Source organism: Streptomyces sp. NPDC052496 (assembly GCF_040679095.1).
GTDB lineage: Bacteria > Actinomycetota > Actinomycetes > Streptomycetales > Streptomycetaceae > Streptomyces.
Map to the genome: position 1 here is coordinate 75,658 of NZ_JBFAUH010000018.1, position 16,727 is coordinate 92,384.

The window sequence follows — 16,727 nt, forward strand, 5'->3', positions numbered from 1 at the left end:
CTCTTCGTACGGGCCCCTGCCGGCCATTCGCCGAGCCCCTGCCGGCCATCCGTCCGAAGAGTTTTGAAGCCCGAAGCCCGAAGCCCGAAGCCCGAAGAGTGAGGCACGCCATGACCGACGCCCGCCCCGCCCCCCAGAACCCCCAAGGCCCCCAAGCCCCTCAGGACGCCTGGTACGTCGACAACCGCTGTACGAACTGCGACGTGGCCCGGCAGCTCGCCCCCGACCTGATCATCGAGACCGGCGGCCGCTCCGAGGTCGTCCGGCAGCCACGCGACGCGGCCGAGCAACAGCAGCTCTACGCCGCGGCCTTCGCGTGCCCCACCCGTTCCATCCGCCACCCCGCCCACCGGCTCGACCCGGCGACGGACCCGTACCCCCTGCGGCTCGGCACCACCGACGTCCTGCTGTGCGGGCACAACTCCCCGCACACCGCCGCGGCCAACTCCTACCTCCTGCACCGCCCCGGCGGCACCCTGATGATGGTGGACACGCCCCGCTGGAGCGAGCCGCTGGCCGCGCGGTACGAGGCCGTCGGCCCCGTCACCGATGTGCTGCTCACCCACCGGGACCACGTGGCGCACGGCCGCCGGTACGCCGACCGCTTCGGTGCCCGGCTGTGGATCCACGAGGGCGACCTGGACGCCGTACCCGACGCCGACCACGTCCTGCGCGGCACCCGGACCACGGAGATAGCCGAGGGCGTGCTGGCCTGTCCGCTGCCCGGCCACACCGAAGGCAGCGTGCTCTACGTCGCCGACGAGCGGTACTGCTTCAGCGGGGACAGTTTCTACTGGTCGCGCACGACCGGCGACATCGAGGTGGCGGACAGCGTCACCTGGTACTCCATCGAGGAACTGGCCGCCTCCCTGGCCCGTACCGCGGACCGGCTTCGCTTCGAGTGGCTGCTGCCCGGCCACGGCGGACGCAAGCAGCTGCCCGCCGACGAGATGGCCGCCCGGATGCGGGGACTCACCGCCCGCACGCAAGCGCTGCGGCCGCGACCGGTCGACTTCACGGCGGTGCGCTGGTGAGGGGTGAAGCGGTTCACCCGCTCGGCCGCTGACAAGGCCCGGCCCGGGGCGCAGACGCGGGACATGGTGCTACGTCATGGGGCGGTGACCCGCGCGGCGGGGCCCGTGCCGCGCCGGCCCCGCCGGACTGATTGCATGGGGCCATGGACGGACAACAGCCACTGAACGTGGACGAGATCGTCGACGTCGTCAACGAGAGCGACGAGGTCGTGGGCCAGGCCCGGCGGGGTGACGCGTACGCCCACCGGCTGCGGACGCGCTGCGCGTTCATCCTCGCCCGCGACGCCGAGGACCGGATCTTCGTGCACCGCCGTACCGCGCGGAAGCTGGTCTTCCCCTCGTACTACGACATGTTCGTCGGCGGTGTGGTCGGCGCGGGCGAGACGTACGACGAGACCGCGCTGCGCGAGGCGGAGGAGGAACTGGGCGTGAGCGGCCTGCCGCAGCCGGTCCCGCTGTTCACGTTCCTGTACGAGACGCCCGAGCACACCTGGTGGTCGGCGGTCTACGAGGTGCGCTGCACCCTGCCCGTCCAGCCGCAGGAGTCGGAGGTGGACTGGTACGCCTTCCTCACCGAGGAGGAGCTGGAGCGGCGTATCCCGCAGTGGCAGTGGACGCCGGACGGCATGGCCGCGTACGAGCGGCTGCGGGAATGGCGGGCCGCGCGGGCGGGGTAGCGACTGGGACGGGACCGCGTAGGGTTCTGGCCATGATCCTCACCGACAGGCTGCGGTCGATCGGCGCGGGCGTACGGCTGTGGTTCACACCGGCGCGCGTCCGCGAGGAGGGCACGACGCCCGACTACCGCTTCTCCCTCGCCAACGAGCGCACCTTCCTGGCCTGGCTGCGGACCGGGCTGGCGCTGGTGGGCGGTGGGTTCGCGGTGGATCAGTTCCTGCCCCGGCTGCACGAGGTGCTGCGGGTGACGTGCACGGTGGTCCTGCTGGTGGGCGGCGCGCTGTGCGCGGTGCGGGCGGTCAACCACTGGGTGCGGTGCGAACGGGCGATGCGGCGCGGCGAGGATCTGCCCGCGTCCCGCTTCCCGGCCGTGCTGGCGGTCGCCGTCGGGCTGCTCGCGGCGGCGATGGTCGTCCTGGTCGCCGCCGGCTGGACGCGCTGACCGATGGCCGGTTCCGCACCGCGGGGGCAGCCGCGCCCGGCCCGCGACCCGGGGCTGCAACCGGAGCGCACCCGCCTCGCCTGGCGGCGTACGACCCTGTCCTGCACGCTGGTCGCGATCCTCGCCGGGCGCCAGGTGGTGCAGCACCGCGCCCCGGGGCCGGTGACGGTGCTCGCGGCGGCGCTGGTGCTGCTGGTGTGGATCGCGTTCGTGGCGGCGGCGCAGCTGCGGATGCGGGCGATGTGCGGGAGCCGGCCGCCGGCCCTGTCCGCCCGTACGGCGCTGGTGCTGGCGGGCTGCGCCTGCGCGCTGGCGGTGCTCGGCGCGGCGATCCTGCTCTGACGGCCGGCTCTTTCCGGCCGGGTGACCCACACCCCATACGCACCCTCTGGACGCCATACCGACTAGTCGGCATGATCGGAGCGGCCGCCCGACCGGAGCGGCCGTCCCTTCCCTACGGAGGAGCACGATGAGCAACGGCACCCCTCCCCCGCGTCCCGCGCCCCCGGGTCTGGACCTGGAGCGGCTGCGGGAGCAGCTGGACCGGGAGCTGCCCGGAGCGGTACGGGGACCGCTGGATGCCGAGCTGATCGAGGGTGGCCGGTCCAACCTCACCTACCGGGTCACCGACGGCACCGGCCAGTGGGTGGTCCGGCGCCCGCCGCTCGGCCACGTCCTGGCCACCGCGCACGACATGCGGCGCGAGTTCCGGGTGATCAGCGCGCTGCACCCGACGGCGGTGCCGGTCCCCGAGGCGCTGCTGCTGTGCGAGGACGAGACGGTCCTCGGGGCGCCGTTCTACGTGATGGAGCTGGTCGAGGGCGTGCCGTACCGTACGGCGGAACAGCTCGCCGCGCTGGGCCCGGAGCGGACCCGCGGCGTGGTGCTCTCCCTCGTCGACACGCTGGTGGAGCTGCACGCCGTGGATCCGGCGGCGGTCGGCCTCGACGATTTCGGCCGGCCGGACGGCTTCCTGGAGCGGCAGCTGCGCCGCTGGGGCAAGCAGCTCGCGGCGTCGAAGAACCGCGAGCTGCCGGGCATCGACGCGCTGCACGAGGCGCTGGGCGCCGCGCTGCCCGCCTCCCCCGCGCCTGCCGTCGTGCACGGTGATTACCGCCTGGACAACGTACTGGTGGGCGCGGACGACCGGATCACAGCGGTACTGGACTGGGAGATGTCCACGCTCGGCGATCCGCTGACCGATCTGGGCCTGCTGGTGATGTACAGCGAGCAGGAGGACGTGCCCGGCTCCCCGATCGCCACGACGCGCGGCGCGCCCGGCCACCCGGAGGCGGCCGAACTGATCGAACGGTACGCGGCCGGCTCCGGCCGGGACGTGTCCGGCATCGCCTGGTACACGGCGTTCGCGTACTTCAAGCTCGCGGTGATCCTGGAGGGCATCCACTACCGCTTCACACTCGGGCAGACCGTCGGCGCGGGCTTCGACCGGATCGGCGAGCTGGTGCCGGTCTTCATCGACCGGGGCCGCGCCACCCTCGACACCCTGACGACCGCCAAGGAAGGCTGAGGCATCCCGATGGACTTCGCATTCGACGCCCGCACCGAAGAGCTGCGGGGCAGGCTGCTGGCCTTCATGGACGAGCATGTGTACCCGGCCGAGGCGGTCGCCGGCGAACAGCGCGCGGCGCTCGCCTCGCCGTGGGACACCCCGCAGATCGTGGAGGACCTGAAGGCCGAGGCGCGCAGGCAGGGCCTGTGGAACCTGTTCCTGCCGGACGAGGAGTACGGGGCGGGGCTGACGAACCTCCAGTACGCGCCGCTGGCCGAGATCACCGGCCGCAGTCCGCAGCTCGCGCCGACCGCGCTGAACTGCGCGGCGCCGGACACCGGGAACATGGAGGTGCTGGCGCAGTTCGGTTCGGAGGCGCAGCGGAAGCAGTGGCTGCGCCCGCTGCTGGCGGGCGAGATCCGGTCGGCGTTCGCGATGACCGAGCCCGACGTGGCCTCCTCGGACGCCACGAACATCGAGACCCGCATCGAGCGGGACGGCGAGAACTACGTCATCAACGGCCGCAAGTGGTACATCTCCGGCGCGATGAACCCGCTGTGCCGGATCTTCATCGTGATGGGCAAGACCGACCCGGACGGCAGCGACCTCCGCCGCCAGCAGTCCATGGTGCTGGTCCCGCGCGACACCCCCGGCGTCGAAGTGCGCCGCGCCATGCAGGTGTACGGCTACGAGGACCACTACCACGGCGGCCACGCCGAGGTGGTCTTCCACGACGTCCGCGTACCGGCCGAAAACCTGATCGGCGAGGAGGGCGGCGGCTTCGCCATCGCCCAGGCGCGCCTCGGCCCCGGCCGTATCCACCACTGCATGCGGCTGATCGGCATGGCCGAGCGCGCGATCGAGCTGATGTGCCGCCGCGCGGTGTCCCGTACGGCCTTCGGCAAGCCGCTGGCCGGCCAAGGTGTCGTACAGCAGTGGATCGCGGACGCGCGGGTGGCCGTCGAGCAGCTGCGGCTGCTGGTGCTGAAGACCGCGTGGCTGATGGACACCGTCGGCAACAAGGGCGCGCACACGGAGATCCAGGCCATCAAGATCGCCACGCCGCGTACGGTCGTGGACATCCTCGACCGGGCCGTGCAGCTGTACGGCGCGGGCGGCGTCAGCCAGGACTTCCCGCTGGCGGAGCTGTGGGCGGCGGCCCGCACGCTGCGCCTCGCGGACGGCCCGGACGAGGTGCACCAGCGGTCGCTGGCGCGGCGGGAGCTGAAGGCGTACGGGTGACGCTGGCCCCGCATCCATTCCCTGACTAAGGTCAGAGAATGGATGCGGCACAGATCGACCAGGTGCGACGGTTCAACCGCACCGTCACCGAACGCGTGGGCGTGCTCCACGACCACTACCTCGGCCGCGACCGGCCCGTCGGCGAGGCCCGGCTGCTCTGGGAGATCGGCGAGCGGGGCGCGGACGTACGGCGGCTGCGCGAGCGCCTCGGCCTCGACTCCGGTTACGTCAGCCGGCTGCTGCGCGCCCTGGAGGCCGACGGCCTGGTGACGGTGCGGCCGCAGCCCGAGGACCGGCGGGTGCGTACGGTCCGGCTCACCGCGGCCGGCCGCGCGGAGCACGCCGCGCTGGACGACCGCAGCGACGAGCTGGCCGGCTCCCTGCTGGAGCCGCTCAACGCCGGCCAGCGCGCCCGGCTGGTCGCCGCCATGGCCGAGGTCGAGCGGCTGCTGACCGCCACGACGGTCGCGCTGGACGTGGTGGACCCGGCCCACCCGGACGCCGAACACTGCCTGCGGTCCTACTTCACCGAGATGCAGGAGCGCTTCGAGACCGGTTTCGACCCCGCCCGCAGCCTGCTGCCCGACGCGGGCGAACTGCGGCTGCCGAACGGCCTGTTCCTGGTCGCCCGGCTGCACGGCGAGCCCGTCGGCTGCGCCGGCCTGAAGCTGCCGTCCGGCGCCCCGGCCGAGGTCAAGCGCATGTGGGTGGCCCCCGGCGCCCGGCGGCTCGGCCTGGGCCGCCGCCTGCTCGGCGAACTGGAGGCCCGGGCCGCCGGACACGGCCACGACACCCTGCGCCTGGACACCAACAAGGTGCTCGGCGGCGCCATCGGCCTGTACCGCTCGTACGGCTTCCAAGAGGTCCCGGCCTTCAACGACGAGCCGTACGCCCATCACTGGTTCGAGAAGCGGATCGGCGGGGCCGGAGAGTCTGTGTCATGACCCCGGTCGGGCGCCCGCCCGGGCCAGGCGTCCCTCAGGGGCGCAGCGCCCGCAGCAGCAGGTCGGCGAGGTGGTCGGCGACCTGCTGCGGGGTGAGCGGGCCGTCCTCGCGGTACCAGGTGCCGAGGTGGTGCACCGACCCGAAGTGGTAGTCCACGACCAGGTCGGCGGGGGTGGCGCTGCTGAACACCCCGGCGCGCTGGCCCTCTTCGACCAGCGCCCGGAACCGTTCGTGGTAGCGCCGCCGCTCGGCGCGTACCTGCTTGTCCTTCTCGGGCGAGAGGTGGTGCATCGAGCGGAAGAAGATCTTCGTGTCGTCGAGGTTCTCGATGGTGGTGACCACGACGTCCGCCGCCGCGTCCCGCAGCCGCCGTTCCACCGGCGCGTCGGAGCCCGCGAAGTGGTCCAGCCGCTCCTGCTGGAGGCGGAGCACCCGCCCGTACACCTCGTGCAGCAGATCGTCCTTGGAACCGAAGTAGTGGTACAGGGCCCCCTTGGTGACACCGGCGGCCTCGACGATCTCCTGTACGGAGGTGCGGTCGTACCCCTGCTCGGCGAAGAGCCGGGTGGCGGTGGCCAGCAGCCGCTGCGCCACGGGCTTGGTGCTTCCGGTACTCCCGGTGCTCCCGCCGTCCTTCGTGCCGGCCATCGCCCTCACCTGTCCCTTGTGCGTCGCGCGTCGTGCGTGGTGTCGTTGCGTGGTGTCCCCGCGGGCGCGGTCAGCCGCGCCCGCGCAGTTCCCGCCTGAGGATCTTGCCACTGGCCGTCTTCGGCAGCTCGGGCAGGATCTCCACCTGGCGCGGATACTTGTACGCGGCCAGCCGTTCCTTGCAGTGGCCGGCCAGCTCGGCCGACTCCGCGTGCTGCCCGGGCCGCAGGCTCACATACGCTTTCACCGACTCGCCCCGGTAGGCGTCCGGCACGCCGACCACCGCCGCCTCGCGCACCGCGGGATGGCCGTACAGCACGTCCTCGACCTCGCGCGGCCACACCTTGAAGCCGGACGCGTTGATCATGTCCTTCTTGCGGTCCACGACGTAGAGCCAGCCGTCCGGGTCCATGAAGCCGATGTCGCCGGTGCGCAGTTCGCCGTCGGGCAGGGTCTCGGCGGTGGCGTCCGGGCGGCGCCAGTAGCCGGGCACCACCTGGGGGCCGCGCACCGCGATCTCGCCGTGCTCGCCGAACGGCACGTCCCGCCCCTGGTCGTCGACGATCCGTACGACCGTGTCCGGGCCGGGCACGCCGACCGCCAGCGTCCCGGAGGCCGGGTCCACGGGCGCCTCGCGGCCGGGCGGCACGCTGGCGCACGGCGCGGTGCACTCGGTCAGCCCGTACCCGTTGTGCAGGTACGGGCCGAAGGTCGCCCGGAACTTCTCCACCAGCGCGGGCGGCAGCGGCGCGCCGCCCGAGGACAGCGAGGCGAACGACGCGAAGTGTTCGCGGGTGACGCCGGGCTGCGCCGCCAGCGCCATGTAGGCGGTGGACGGGCCGACCGTGTAGGCGGGCCGGTGCTCCAGGAAGGCGTCGAGGACCACGCCCGGCTCGAAGCGGTAGGCGAGCGCGAGGGTGCCGGCGTTGGCGAAGCAGGCGGCCAGCTCGCAGACCATGCCGGTGATGTGGAACAGCGGCGCCAGCGCGAAGTACGTCGCGCCGTCGGGCAGCGCCAGGCCGGTGCGCTGCCGCTCGGCGTTGTAGGCGATGTTGCCGTGGGTGTTGACGGCGCCCTTGGGGGTGCCGCTGGTGCCGGAGGTGTAGCTGATCAGGGCGGTGTCCGTGGCGGCCGGCGGGGCCGCGACAGGCCGCTCGCCCTCGTACGCGCGGGCCGCGGCCAGCAGGTCGTCGGCGCCCTCGCGCGGCCCGAGCCGCTCGCCGCGCAGCACGCGCGCGTCGTCCCGCGTCTGGAGGTCGAACTCGCAGGCGGTCAGGGCGATCCGTACGGAGGGGACCGCGGCGGCGGTCGCCCGCAGGAAGGCGTCCCAGGTGCGGTCGGCGCAGACGAGCGCGGTGACCTCGGCGTCGGTGAGGACGTGGGTCATCTCGGCCGACTTGTACATGGGGTTGACGGGGACGACGATGCCGCCCGCCTTCCAGACGCCGAGCAGCGCCAGCACGAAGTGCGGGGTGTTCTGGAGCATGAGCGCGGCCCGGTCGCCGGGCCGGAAGCCGCGCGCCGCGAGGTGCCCGGCGACGCCGTCGCTCAGCGCGTCGGCCTCGGCGTACGACAGCCGCCCGTCGAAGTAGGCCAGGGCGGTGCGGTCCGGGGCGCGGCGGGCGGCGTCCTGGAAGGCGTGCAGGGCGGAGGGGCGCGGGTGTACGGGGGCGCGCTGGGCCTCGGTGAGCTGCGCCAGCCAGGGCTTGTCGGCGTACGTGACGGGCTTGTCCTGTGCGGAGGTCATCGGGTGGCTCCTTCGGTCGCGACGGCGCCTTCCAGCTTCCGCTGGAGGTGGTTCATCCCGCCCAGCCAGCGCTCGGTGTCGGCCGCCCGCGCGGTGTAGTACTCGCCGACCTCCGGGTGCGGCAGCACCAGGAACCGTTCCTCCGCCATGGCCGCGAAGAGCGCGTCGGCGACATCGGCCGGCTCGATCGCCGTCGGCGTCAGCACCAGCTCCCCGGCCGCCCCGGTGCCCGCGAGCATGTCCGTACGCACCCCTTGCGGACAGATGGCGTGCACCGCTATGCCCCGGTGCCGGTACGTCAGCGACAGCCATTCGGCGAAGGCGTACGCGCCGTGCTTGGTGACGCTGTACGGGGCCGCGCCGACCATGGTGAGCAGGCCCGCCGCGGACACCGTGGACACGAACCGGCCCGCGCCGCGCTCCAGCCACTCGGGCAGCAGCGCACGGGCGGCCCGTACGTGTGCCATGACGTTGACGTCCCAGGCCAGCTCCCAGTCGGCGTCCGGCGCCTCGGGCCCGCCGCCGGTGCCGACCCCGGCATTGGCGCAGAAGATGTCGACGGTCCCGCCGAGCGCCTCGCGGGCGGCCGGCACGACGGTGGAGGCGTCCCCGGGCACGGCCACGGCGCCGATCTCCCGCGCCGTCCGCTCCGCCTTCGCCGCGTCCAGGTCGTTGACCACCACTCGCGCGCCTTCGGCGGCGAAGCGGCGGGCCAGCGCGGCGCCGATGCCACCGCCCGCTCCGGTCACCACGGCTGTCTTGTCCCGTACGGCTTCCACCTGCGGTCTCCCTCGGTCGCCCCTGGCTCGCCCTGACTCGACTGCCAGGCAGACTAACCAGTCGGTATGCCGGAGCGGAAGAGCGCGGAAACGCCCGGCGGCCGCTCGCGGACCGCCCGTGCGCCCCTCGTGAGCCGCCCGTGAACCGCCCGTGGACCGGGCGGCGCGCCATCCGTGAGCCGGACGCGGCAGCGGCGCGCGGCACGCCGCCCGCCGCGTTCCCCCGGAGGCCCCCGGGCGTTAGCGTGCGCACGACACGGGCTCTGACGGCGGAGGTGGACCCATGTCCCTGTCCAGACGGAATCTGCTGGCCGCGACGGCAGCCACGAGCGTGATGGGTGCGACGGCGATGACGGGTGAGGCGGCAGTGGCGAGCGCGGCGTACGGCCCGACCGGCACCGGTGCGCCCGGGGCCGGAGCGGCACCCGGAGCGGCGCGCGGTCCCCACCCCCGCCCCCGCGTCCGCACCGGTTTCGACCGCCTCGCCGCCGACGGCTACGCGCTCCTCGCCGGCCACCGGGTCGGCGTCGTCACCAACCCCACCGGCGTCACCTCCGGCCTGCGCCACATCGTCGACGTGCTGCACGCCGACGAACGGGTGGACCTGGCCGCCGTCTTCGGCCCCGAGCACGGCTTCCGCGGCACGGCCCAGGCCGGCGGCTCGGAAGGCAGCTACGAGGACCCCGCCACCGGCCTGCCCGTCCACGACACGTACGGCAAGAGCGGCCGCGCGCTGGCCGACATCTTCACCCGGTCCGGCGTGGACACCGTCGTCTTCGACATCCAGGACGTCGGCGCGCGCTTCTACACCTACATCTGGACGCTGTACGACTGCATGGTCGCCGCCGTCCTCGCGGACAAACGCTTCGTCGTCCTGGACCGCCCCAACCCGGTGACGGGCCGCGCCGCCACCGGTCCCGTCCTGGACCGCGCCCTGGCCTCCGGGGTCGGCCGTGAACCGATCGCCCTCGCGCACGGCATGACCGTGGCCGAACTCGCCCTCCTCTTCAACGCCGAGTTCCTGCCCCGCGCCGCGGGCCGGCCCGCCGACCTGGAGACCGTCCTGATGACGGGCTGGCGGCGCTCGGACCTCTTCGACGCCACCGGCCTCCCCTGGGTGCCGCCCAGCCCCAACATGCCCACCCCGGACACCGCCCTCGTCTACGCGGGCACCTGCCTCTTCGAAGGCACCAACCTCTCCGAGGGCCGCGGCACCACCCGCCCCTTCGAACTGCTGGGCGCGGACGGCATCGACCGGCACTGGTCCGCCGCGGCCGATCGCCTCGCCACGGACATCGGCCTGGCCGGCGTCCACTTCCGGGAGGCCTACTTCGCCCCCACGTTCTCCAAGTTCCAGGGCAGGACCATCGGCGGCGTCCAGCTCCACGTCCACGACCGCGCGGCCTTCGACCCGGTCCGCACCGGCATCGCCCTGCTGATCACCGCCAGACGGACCTGGCCCGGCTTCGCCTGGCGCCCGGACCACTGGATCGACAAGCTCACCGGTACGACCCGCGTCCGCACGATGATCGACGCGGGCGCGGGCGTGGACGAGGTGACCACGGCCTGGCAGGACGACTTGGCGGACTTCCGCCGTACGCGACGGAAGTACCTGCGCTACCGGTAGCCACCGACAGCGCCGCGCGAGGCGCGCGCGGCGCAATGTGCCCTGGTGGCACCCGGGACGTACGGCCATGGTGGAAGCCCCGGCCGCCGCTCACGTAAGGACCGCGCCCCCGTGACCACCACACCGCACTCCCCCGCCGTCCAGCTCACCGAACACGCCCTGGCCTACCTGCACTCCGCCGCGCTGCGGGCAGCGGCCCTCCTCGGCGTCGCCGACCACCTGGCCGACGGCCCGCGCACCGCCGAGGAACTCGCCGCCGCCACCGGCACCGACGCCACCCACCTCCGACGGGCCCTGCGCCTCCTCGCGACCCGCGACGTGTTCCGAGAGGACCCCGAGGGCACCTTCCACCTCACCCCCGCGGCCGACGCCCTGCGCTCCGACGCCCCGTCCTCCATGCGGGACGCCGTCGTCATGCTCACCGACGAACCCTTCTGGCGCCCGGCGGGCCGGCTGGCCGACACCGTCCGTTCCGGCCACACCGTCTTCGACGAGATCTTCGGCGCGCCCTACTTCGGCCACCTGGAACGCGTACCGGAAGCGGGCACCGTCTTCGACACCGGCATGGCCGGCCTGTCCGAGAGCGAGAACGACCCCATCGCCGCCGCGTACGACTTCCCCGCCACCGGCACGGTCGTGGACGTCGGCGGCGGGCGCGGCGGCCTGCTGCGCCAGGTCCTGCTGCGCAACCCGGGCCTGACCGGCATCCTCCACGACCAGGAATCCGTCCTGCGCCACCACACACTCGACGTCCCCGGTCTCACCGACCGCTGGCAGACCCATTCCGGCGACTTCTTCACCGCCGTACCCCCCGGCGCCGACGTCTACCTCCTCAAGCGCATCCTGCACGACTGGAACGACACCGACTGCGCCCGCATCCTGCGCGCCTGCCGCACCGCCATGACCCGCCCCGGCGCCCGCCTCCTCGCCATCGACGCCGTCCTCCCCCCAGGAAACTCCCCCCACCCCGCCAAAACCATGGACGCCTTGATGATGACCTCCCTCAACGGCCGCGAACGCACCGAACCCGACTTCCGGAACCTCTTCCACACCGCCGGCCTGAAGCTGACCCGGACCATCCCGACGGACTCGACGCTTTCGATGGTGGAGGGGGTGGTGGGGTGAGGGCGGCCCTCACCGCTTGCGTCTCACTTACTGAAACGTCTCATCCCACCTATTGACTGGCCCGACATCGCGGGTGACAGTGCGGCTCGTGCACAGTGACGCGACTTCAGCAGCCACCCCGGCGGAGCGGCCTCGGGCCGCGGGGGGTTCGGGGCAGGGGCGGGAGGCGGATGCTCCGGCCGCCTCGCCGGAGAGCCTTCGCCGGGTGGCCGTGGCCTCGTTCATCGGGACGGCCATCGAGTTCTACGACTTCTACATTTACGGGACGGCCGCTGCGCTCGTCCTCAATCAGGCGTTCTTTCCTACGCTCGATCCGGTGAACGCCACGCTCGCGTCGTTCTCGACCTATGCGGTGGCGTTCGTGGCGCGGCCTGTCGGGTCGGTGGTGTTCGGGCATTTCGGGGACCGGGTGGGGCGGAAGTCCGTGCTGGTGGCCTCGTTGTTGTTGATGGGGTTGTCGACGGCGTCGGTCGGGTTGCTGCCGGGGTACGGGACGTTGGGGGTCTGGGCCCCGTTGCTGCTCGTCCTGCTGCGGTTCCTTCAGGGGATCGGGCTGGGTGGTGAGTGGGGCGGGGCCGCGCTGCTGGCGGTGGAGCACGCGCCGAAGAAGCGGCGTGGGATGTATGCGGCGTTTCCACAGCTCGGGCCGTCGGTCGGGTTCTTCGCGGCGACGGGGGTGTTCTGGCTGCTGTCCGCGGTGCTGGACGACGGCGCGTTCCGGTCGTGGGGGTGGCGGGTGCCGTTCCTGTTGTCGTTCCTGCTGGTGGCGGTGGGGCTGTTCGTACGGCTGAAGATCAGCGAGACGCCGGTGTTCGCGAAGGTGATGGACGCGCGGGAGGCGAGCCGGGTGCCCGCGCTGGACGTGCTGCGCCGGCACCCGCGTGAGCTGCTGCTGGGCGCGGGCGGCATGATCGTCGCGTACGGGCTCTTCTACACCGCGACGACGTACTGCCTGGCGTACGCCACCGGCACGCTCGGCGTCCCGCGGGGCACCATGCTCGCTCTCTCGCTGGTCGCCTGTCTGTTCCTGGCGGCGGGCACCTGGCTCGCCGCCACCCGCTCGGACGGTGCGGGGCGGCGCAGGCTGGTGCTGGCCGGGACGGCGGCCGCGGCCGTCTGGGGCCTCGTCCTCTTCCCGCTGCTGGACACCGGGGAGCCGGTGCTGATCGCGGTGGCGGTCGGCGGCGCGCTGTTCTGCATGGGCGTGGTGTACGGCCCGATGGGCGCGTACCTGCCGGAGCTGTTCGGCACGACGGTGCGGTACTCGGGCGCCTCGCTGGCGTACAACCTGGGCGGGGTGCTGGGCGGCGCGGTGTCCCCGCTGGTGGCGACGCGGTTGCAGGCGGCCTTCGGGTCCGGGTCCGTGGGGTGGTACGTGACGGCGATGGCGGTGGTGTCGCTGGTGTGCGTGCTGGCGCTGCCGGAGACGCGGGAGCGGGACCTGGGCTGAGGGGCGCGCCACCGGTAGGCCACCGGTACGCCGGCCGGCCCCGCCCCGGCCCGACCCGGCCCGCCGCGAATCGGCCACGCCTGGCGTATGGCCGGATCCGTCCGGCCGCAGGACGATGCGCTGCACAACGCGGCGCGGCCCGGAAGCCCGGCCCGGCAGCGGGGCCGGCGCGCCGCTCAGGGGGTCGTCATGACGGGTACCGCGGGCAGTTCCGGCGCAGCGACGGCCGGGGACATCGGCGTACAGCCGTACTGGGAGCTGACGTTCGACGCCGACGGCGATCCGGACGCCGGGCAGCGGGACCGGCTGGTGGCCGGGGCGGCGCAGCAGCGCGTCACCGACCTGCTGGTCTTCGCGCACGGCTGGAACAACGACCGGTCGATGGCCACGCGCCTGTACGGGCGGTTCTTCGCCCCGTTCCCGGCCATGGCGGGGGCCGGGGTGCGGCTGGGCTACACCGGCGTGATCTGGCCCGCGATGCGCTTCACGGACGAGCCGGTCCCCGACTTCCCGCCGGTGGCGGCGGGTCCGGCCGCGGCCCCGGTACCGGCCGGGCCACCGCTGCTGGACGACGCGACGCTGCGCGCCCTGACGCGGACCTTCCCCGGCCGCGACCTGACGCTGCGGCGCCTGCAGGAGCTGCTGGCCGAGCGGCCGGCGGCCCGTTCCGCCTTCGACGAGTTCGCGCGCCTCGTACGCGATCTGGTGACCGTACGGGAGAACAGCCCGGCGCAGGAGCTGGCCGAGGACACGGGGGCGGGCACGCCCGCGATGCTCACCGACGACCCGCAGGGAGTGTGCGAGATCTTCACGGCGGCGCTGGAGAAGTGCGGCCGTCAGGAGCTGTTCGGTGACGGGCTCAAGCGGCTGTGGAACGGGGCCAAGGAGTTCCTGCGGCAGACGGCTTACTACGCCATGAAGCGGCGCGCGGGCGTGGTGGGACAGCTGGGGCTGGGGCCGGCGCTCGGCAAGCTGGCGCAGGGCGCGCCGGGCACCCGGATCCACCTGATCGGGCACAGCTTCGGTGCCCGTCTGGTGGCGTACGGGCTGCGCGGCATGCCGCCCGGTGCGACCGGGGTGAAGTCCGTGACCCTGCTGCAAGGGGCCTTCTCGCACTACGCGTTCGCCGCCCGGCTGCCGCACGACCCGGACCGCGGCGGGGCGCTGCAAGGGGTGCAGCAGCGGGTGGACGGCCCCATGGTGTCCTGTTACTCGCGGCACGACTCGGCGCTGAGCATGCTGTACCCGCTGGCCTCGAAGCTCTCCGGCGACTCGGCGAGCTTCCAGGGCCTGTTCGACCGGTGGGGCGCGATCGGCCACGACGGCATCCAGGCCGTGGACGGCGCCCGGCGCCTGAACCTGGGCGCGGCGGTGCCCGGCCAGGGCTGCGTGAGCGTCGACGCGTCGTCGGTGGTCCGGGACGGCCCCCCGCCGGCCGGTGCGCACAGCGACGTCTGCCATGACGAGCTGGCGCGCGTGGTGCTCACCGCGGGGCGGGTGGGGATGAAGAGGTAGGGAGCGGGTCCGGGGGGCGCCTTCCGGGGCGTATGTCTTGGGGGGCGTGGCCGTATCCCGCCGGGTTCCGGTCGTGTGTGCGTCGGCCGGTTCCGCCTCGTACGGAACCGGACGGGACCGTACCGGAAGGAGCCAAGTAGGCCACGGCGCGGATCGAACGGCCGTGGCGCGGGTACCAGCAGTCACCGGCGCATCTCTCGCAAGGGCTGCCGGTAGCGCGCCGCAGCCGGAAGGCGGACGACCTTAACTTTCTCAATTCCCCACAGATGTACGGTGGATGATGCACACGAGGCGCGCTGGGCGCCGCGGGGGGCATCGGGAGCGAGTGGCGCGACCGGTGCGGCGCGGGTGCCGCCACCACGTATCCGTAAGACAGTTCGATGGATCCGGCGGACGGTCCGCTACGTCCATTCCCTGTCCAGTCGGGTCCTCCCCACGGAGGTGGGATGAATTGGCCGGTTTCAGAGCTCTCGCAGAACAGGTGCGCAATCCGCGTCTCGTCGCCACACAGCGGCGTACGGCGTTGCGCAAGTGCCTGGAACGCTTCGCCCCCTACGGGCACCGCGCGACCTGGCACCATCTGTGCACCAGGGCGGGCATCGCGACCGAGGACCGCGAACCCGACCCGGCGCGGCTGATGGCCGCGCTGGAGGAACTGGAGGAGGCCCGCGCCGTCTGGCTCGGGTACGAGAAGGAGTTCGCGGCGCGCCGGCGCCGTGAGAAGCACGACGGCATCCGGCAGCCCAGCGCGCTCGACGACTGGCACCGGCGCACCTGGGGCGGCTGCGACATCGTGCCGTGCGAGGCGCCCGACCGGCATCCGGCGGCGCCGCTGGCCGCGGTGCTGCGCCGCATGATCCAGGCGATGGAGTCGGGCACGCCGCGGCCCGGCTGCCCGGTGTGCGGGACGCAGCGCTTCGTGTGGCGCACGGACCTCGAACGTTTTCCGATGGCCGGACCGGTGTGCCAGGGGTGCGGGGTCGTCGCGCCGCTCCCGGTGCTGACGCGGGAGGCGCTGGCGGGGGCGCGGGAGTCCTCGCGCGCGCGGCGGCTGTACGTGGCGGCCTGAGCCGGGCGGGCCGGGGGCGCGGGGCGCCCGTCCTGCCGTCGGGGCCGTGGTCAGGTCCCGTTGTCGGACCCCGGTGTCATGCTCGGGGGCATGGTCCAGGTATGCCTCAACGGCTCACGGAACGCCGCCGGTTCCGGGATGGTGCCGATGGTCCCGGCGGAGCTGGCCGATGCCGCGGGGAAGGCGGTCGCGGCCGGCGCCCGGGACGTCCACGTCCACCCCAGGTCGCCGTGCGGGCGGGAGTCCCTCGCGCCGGGTGTGCTGACACCGGTGCTGGAGGCGGTGCGGGCCGTGGTGGACGTGCCGGTGGGGGTCACCACCGGTGCGTGGGCCGAGCCGGATCCGGAGCGTAGGGTGGCCTGTGTACGGGCGTGGCCGGTCTGCCCGACCATGCCTCGGTGAACTGGCACGAGCCGGGTGCCGAGGCGGTCGCCGCGGCCCTGCTGGAGCGCGGCGGCGGTGTCGAGGCGGGCATCTGGTCGGGCACGGACGGCGCGGAGCGCTTCGCGGCCTCGCCGCCGGGACCGCGGGTGCTGCGGGTGCCGGCCGAGGTCATGGACCCGGATGGCGCGTCGGCGCGGGAGACGGCGCGCGGTCTGCTGCGCGCGCTGGACGCGTTCGGCGCGCACGGCCGTCCGGTGCTGCTGCACGGCGAGGACGGCGGGGCCTGGCCGGTGCTGCGGCTCGCCGGGGAGCTGGGGCCGGCCACCCGTATCGGCGTCGAGGACACCGTGCTGCTGCCGGACGGTTCGCCCGCGGCCTCCAACGCGGGGCTGGTGCGGGCGGCGGTGCGGGAGCTTGCGGTGGCGGCGCGCGGGGGGTGCCCATACCTGTACGAGCCCGGGCACGGTGACGGCGACGGCGCGTCTCCCGGTGGTCGCGGCGCCCTTCCCCGGGGTAGGTGAACGATGTACGT

15 protein-coding genes and 1 pseudogene are annotated in these 16,727 nt (G+C 73.6%); 13 read left to right on the forward strand and 3 right to left on the reverse strand.

Annotated features, from left to right (window positions below; translation table 11 throughout):
* Positions 1–110 precede the first annotated feature (110 nt).
* From AB0L45_RS23785 to AB0L45_RS23815, 7 genes are all read left to right on the forward strand, one after another.
* Entirely contained in the window at positions 111–1,034 is a 924-nt protein-coding gene (locus AB0L45_RS23785) for an MBL fold metallo-hydrolase (protein ID WP_365843044.1), read from the forward strand.
* 143 nt (positions 1,035–1,177) lie between these two features.
* A complete protein-coding gene (locus AB0L45_RS23790) occupies positions 1,178–1,711 on the forward strand; it encodes an NUDIX domain-containing protein (protein ID WP_365843046.1) in 534 nt (177 codons plus the stop codon).
* A gap of 32 nt (positions 1,712–1,743) precedes the next feature.
* Positions 1,744–2,154, forward strand: a complete 411-nt coding sequence (locus AB0L45_RS23795; protein ID WP_365843048.1) for a DUF202 domain-containing protein — start codon at positions 1,744–1,746, stop codon at positions 2,152–2,154.
* Positions 2,155–2,157: 3 nt separating this feature from the next.
* The gene (locus AB0L45_RS23800) at positions 2,158–2,496 is read left to right on the forward strand and encodes a DUF202 domain-containing protein (RefSeq protein WP_365843050.1); all 339 of its coding nucleotides are present in this window, start codon (positions 2,158–2,160) and stop codon (positions 2,494–2,496) included.
* Between the two features lie 127 nt (positions 2,497–2,623).
* The gene (locus AB0L45_RS23805) at positions 2,624–3,682 is read left to right on the forward strand and encodes a phosphotransferase family protein (protein ID WP_365843052.1); all 1,059 of its coding nucleotides are present in this window, start codon (positions 2,624–2,626) and stop codon (positions 3,680–3,682) included.
* 9 nt (positions 3,683–3,691) lie between these two features.
* On the forward strand, positions 3,692–4,906 hold the full coding sequence (locus AB0L45_RS23810; RefSeq protein WP_365843054.1) for an acyl-CoA dehydrogenase family protein: 1,215 nt from the start codon (positions 3,692–3,694) through the stop codon (positions 4,904–4,906).
* Positions 4,907–4,944: 38 nt separating this feature from the next.
* Complete coding sequence (locus tag AB0L45_RS23815; protein ID WP_365843056.1) at positions 4,945–5,850, forward strand: bifunctional helix-turn-helix transcriptional regulator/GNAT family N-acetyltransferase; 906 nt, start codon at positions 4,945–4,947, stop codon at positions 5,848–5,850.
* A gap of 34 nt (positions 5,851–5,884) precedes the next feature.
* On the opposite strand, the gene AB0L45_RS23820 is transcribed toward AB0L45_RS23815, so the two are convergent.
* From AB0L45_RS23820 to AB0L45_RS23830, 3 genes are all read right to left on the reverse strand, one after another.
* Positions 5,885–6,499 (reverse strand): TetR/AcrR family transcriptional regulator, encoded by a 615-nt coding sequence (locus AB0L45_RS23820; RefSeq protein ID WP_365843058.1) that lies wholly within the window; start codon positions 6,497–6,499, stop codon positions 5,885–5,887.
* A gap of 70 nt (positions 6,500–6,569) precedes the next feature.
* Positions 6,570–8,246: an AMP-binding protein gene (locus AB0L45_RS23825; RefSeq protein WP_365843061.1), complete on the reverse strand. Its 1,677-nt coding sequence runs from the start codon at positions 8,244–8,246 to the stop codon at positions 6,570–6,572.
* The gene (locus AB0L45_RS23830) at positions 8,243–9,025 is read right to left on the reverse strand and encodes an SDR family oxidoreductase (protein WP_365843063.1); all 783 of its coding nucleotides are present in this window, start codon (positions 9,023–9,025) and stop codon (positions 8,243–8,245) included. Before AB0L45_RS23830 ends, AB0L45_RS23825 begins: the two co-directional genes overlap by 4 nt.
* A gap of 283 nt (positions 9,026–9,308) precedes the next feature.
* Here AB0L45_RS23830 and AB0L45_RS23835 point away from each other — a divergent pair, with 283 nt between their 5' ends.
* The 6 genes and pseudogenes from AB0L45_RS23835 (at position 9,309) to AB0L45_RS23860 (ending at position 16,716) form a co-directional block, all read left to right on the forward strand.
* Complete coding sequence (locus AB0L45_RS23835) at positions 9,309–10,652, forward strand: DUF1343 domain-containing protein (RefSeq protein WP_365843065.1); 1,344 nt, start codon at positions 9,309–9,311, stop codon at positions 10,650–10,652.
* Positions 10,653–10,763: 111 nt separating this feature from the next.
* Positions 10,764–11,777, forward strand: a complete 1,014-nt coding sequence (locus AB0L45_RS23840) for a methyltransferase (protein WP_365843067.1) — start codon at positions 10,764–10,766, stop codon at positions 11,775–11,777.
* Between the two features lie 205 nt (positions 11,778–11,982).
* Positions 11,983–13,227: an MFS transporter gene (locus AB0L45_RS23845; RefSeq protein ID WP_365843069.1), complete on the forward strand. Its 1,245-nt coding sequence runs from the start codon at positions 11,983–11,985 to the stop codon at positions 13,225–13,227.
* Positions 13,228–13,416: 189 nt separating this feature from the next.
* Entirely contained in the window at positions 13,417–14,742 is a 1,326-nt protein-coding gene (locus tag AB0L45_RS23850; RefSeq protein ID WP_365843071.1) for a serine-threonine protein kinase, read from the forward strand.
* A gap of 451 nt (positions 14,743–15,193) precedes the next feature.
* Positions 15,194–15,811 carry a hypothetical protein gene (locus tag AB0L45_RS23855; protein WP_365843073.1) on the forward strand — a complete coding sequence of 206 codons (618 nt, stop codon included), beginning with the start codon at positions 15,194–15,196 and terminating at the stop codon, positions 15,809–15,811.
* Between the two features lie 90 nt (positions 15,812–15,901).
* Positions 15,902–16,716: pseudogene (locus AB0L45_RS23860) on the forward strand (3-keto-5-aminohexanoate cleavage protein).
* Positions 16,717–16,727 lie beyond the last annotated feature (11 nt).

Bases quoted from the DNA above. Each gene is read 5' to 3' on its own strand.
- AB0L45_RS23785 (WP_365843044.1), top strand. From the start codon at position 111: ATGACCGACGCCCGCCCCGCCCCCCAGAACCCCCAAGGCCCCCAAGCC.
- AB0L45_RS23790 (WP_365843046.1), top strand. From the start codon at position 1,178: ATGGACGGACAACAGCCACTGAACGTGGACGAGATCGTCGACGTCGTC.
- AB0L45_RS23795 (WP_365843048.1), top strand. From the start codon at position 1,744: ATGATCCTCACCGACAGGCTGCGGTCGATCGGCGCGGGCGTACGGCTG.
- AB0L45_RS23800 (WP_365843050.1), top strand. From the start codon at position 2,158: ATGGCCGGTTCCGCACCGCGGGGGCAGCCGCGCCCGGCCCGCGACCCG.
- AB0L45_RS23805 (WP_365843052.1), top strand. From the start codon at position 2,624: ATGAGCAACGGCACCCCTCCCCCGCGTCCCGCGCCCCCGGGTCTGGAC.
- AB0L45_RS23810 (WP_365843054.1), top strand. From the start codon at position 3,692: ATGGACTTCGCATTCGACGCCCGCACCGAAGAGCTGCGGGGCAGGCTG.
- AB0L45_RS23815 (WP_365843056.1), top strand. From the start codon at position 4,945: ATGGATGCGGCACAGATCGACCAGGTGCGACGGTTCAACCGCACCGTC.
- AB0L45_RS23820 (WP_365843058.1), bottom strand. From the start codon at position 6,499: ATGGCCGGCACGAAGGACGGCGGGAGCACCGGGAGTACCGGAAGCACC.
- AB0L45_RS23825 (WP_365843061.1), bottom strand. From the start codon at position 8,246: ATGACCTCCGCACAGGACAAGCCCGTCACGTACGCCGACAAGCCCTGG.
- AB0L45_RS23835 (WP_365843065.1), top strand. From the start codon at position 9,309: ATGTCCCTGTCCAGACGGAATCTGCTGGCCGCGACGGCAGCCACGAGC.
- AB0L45_RS23850 (WP_365843071.1), top strand. From the start codon at position 13,417: ATGACGGGTACCGCGGGCAGTTCCGGCGCAGCGACGGCCGGGGACATC.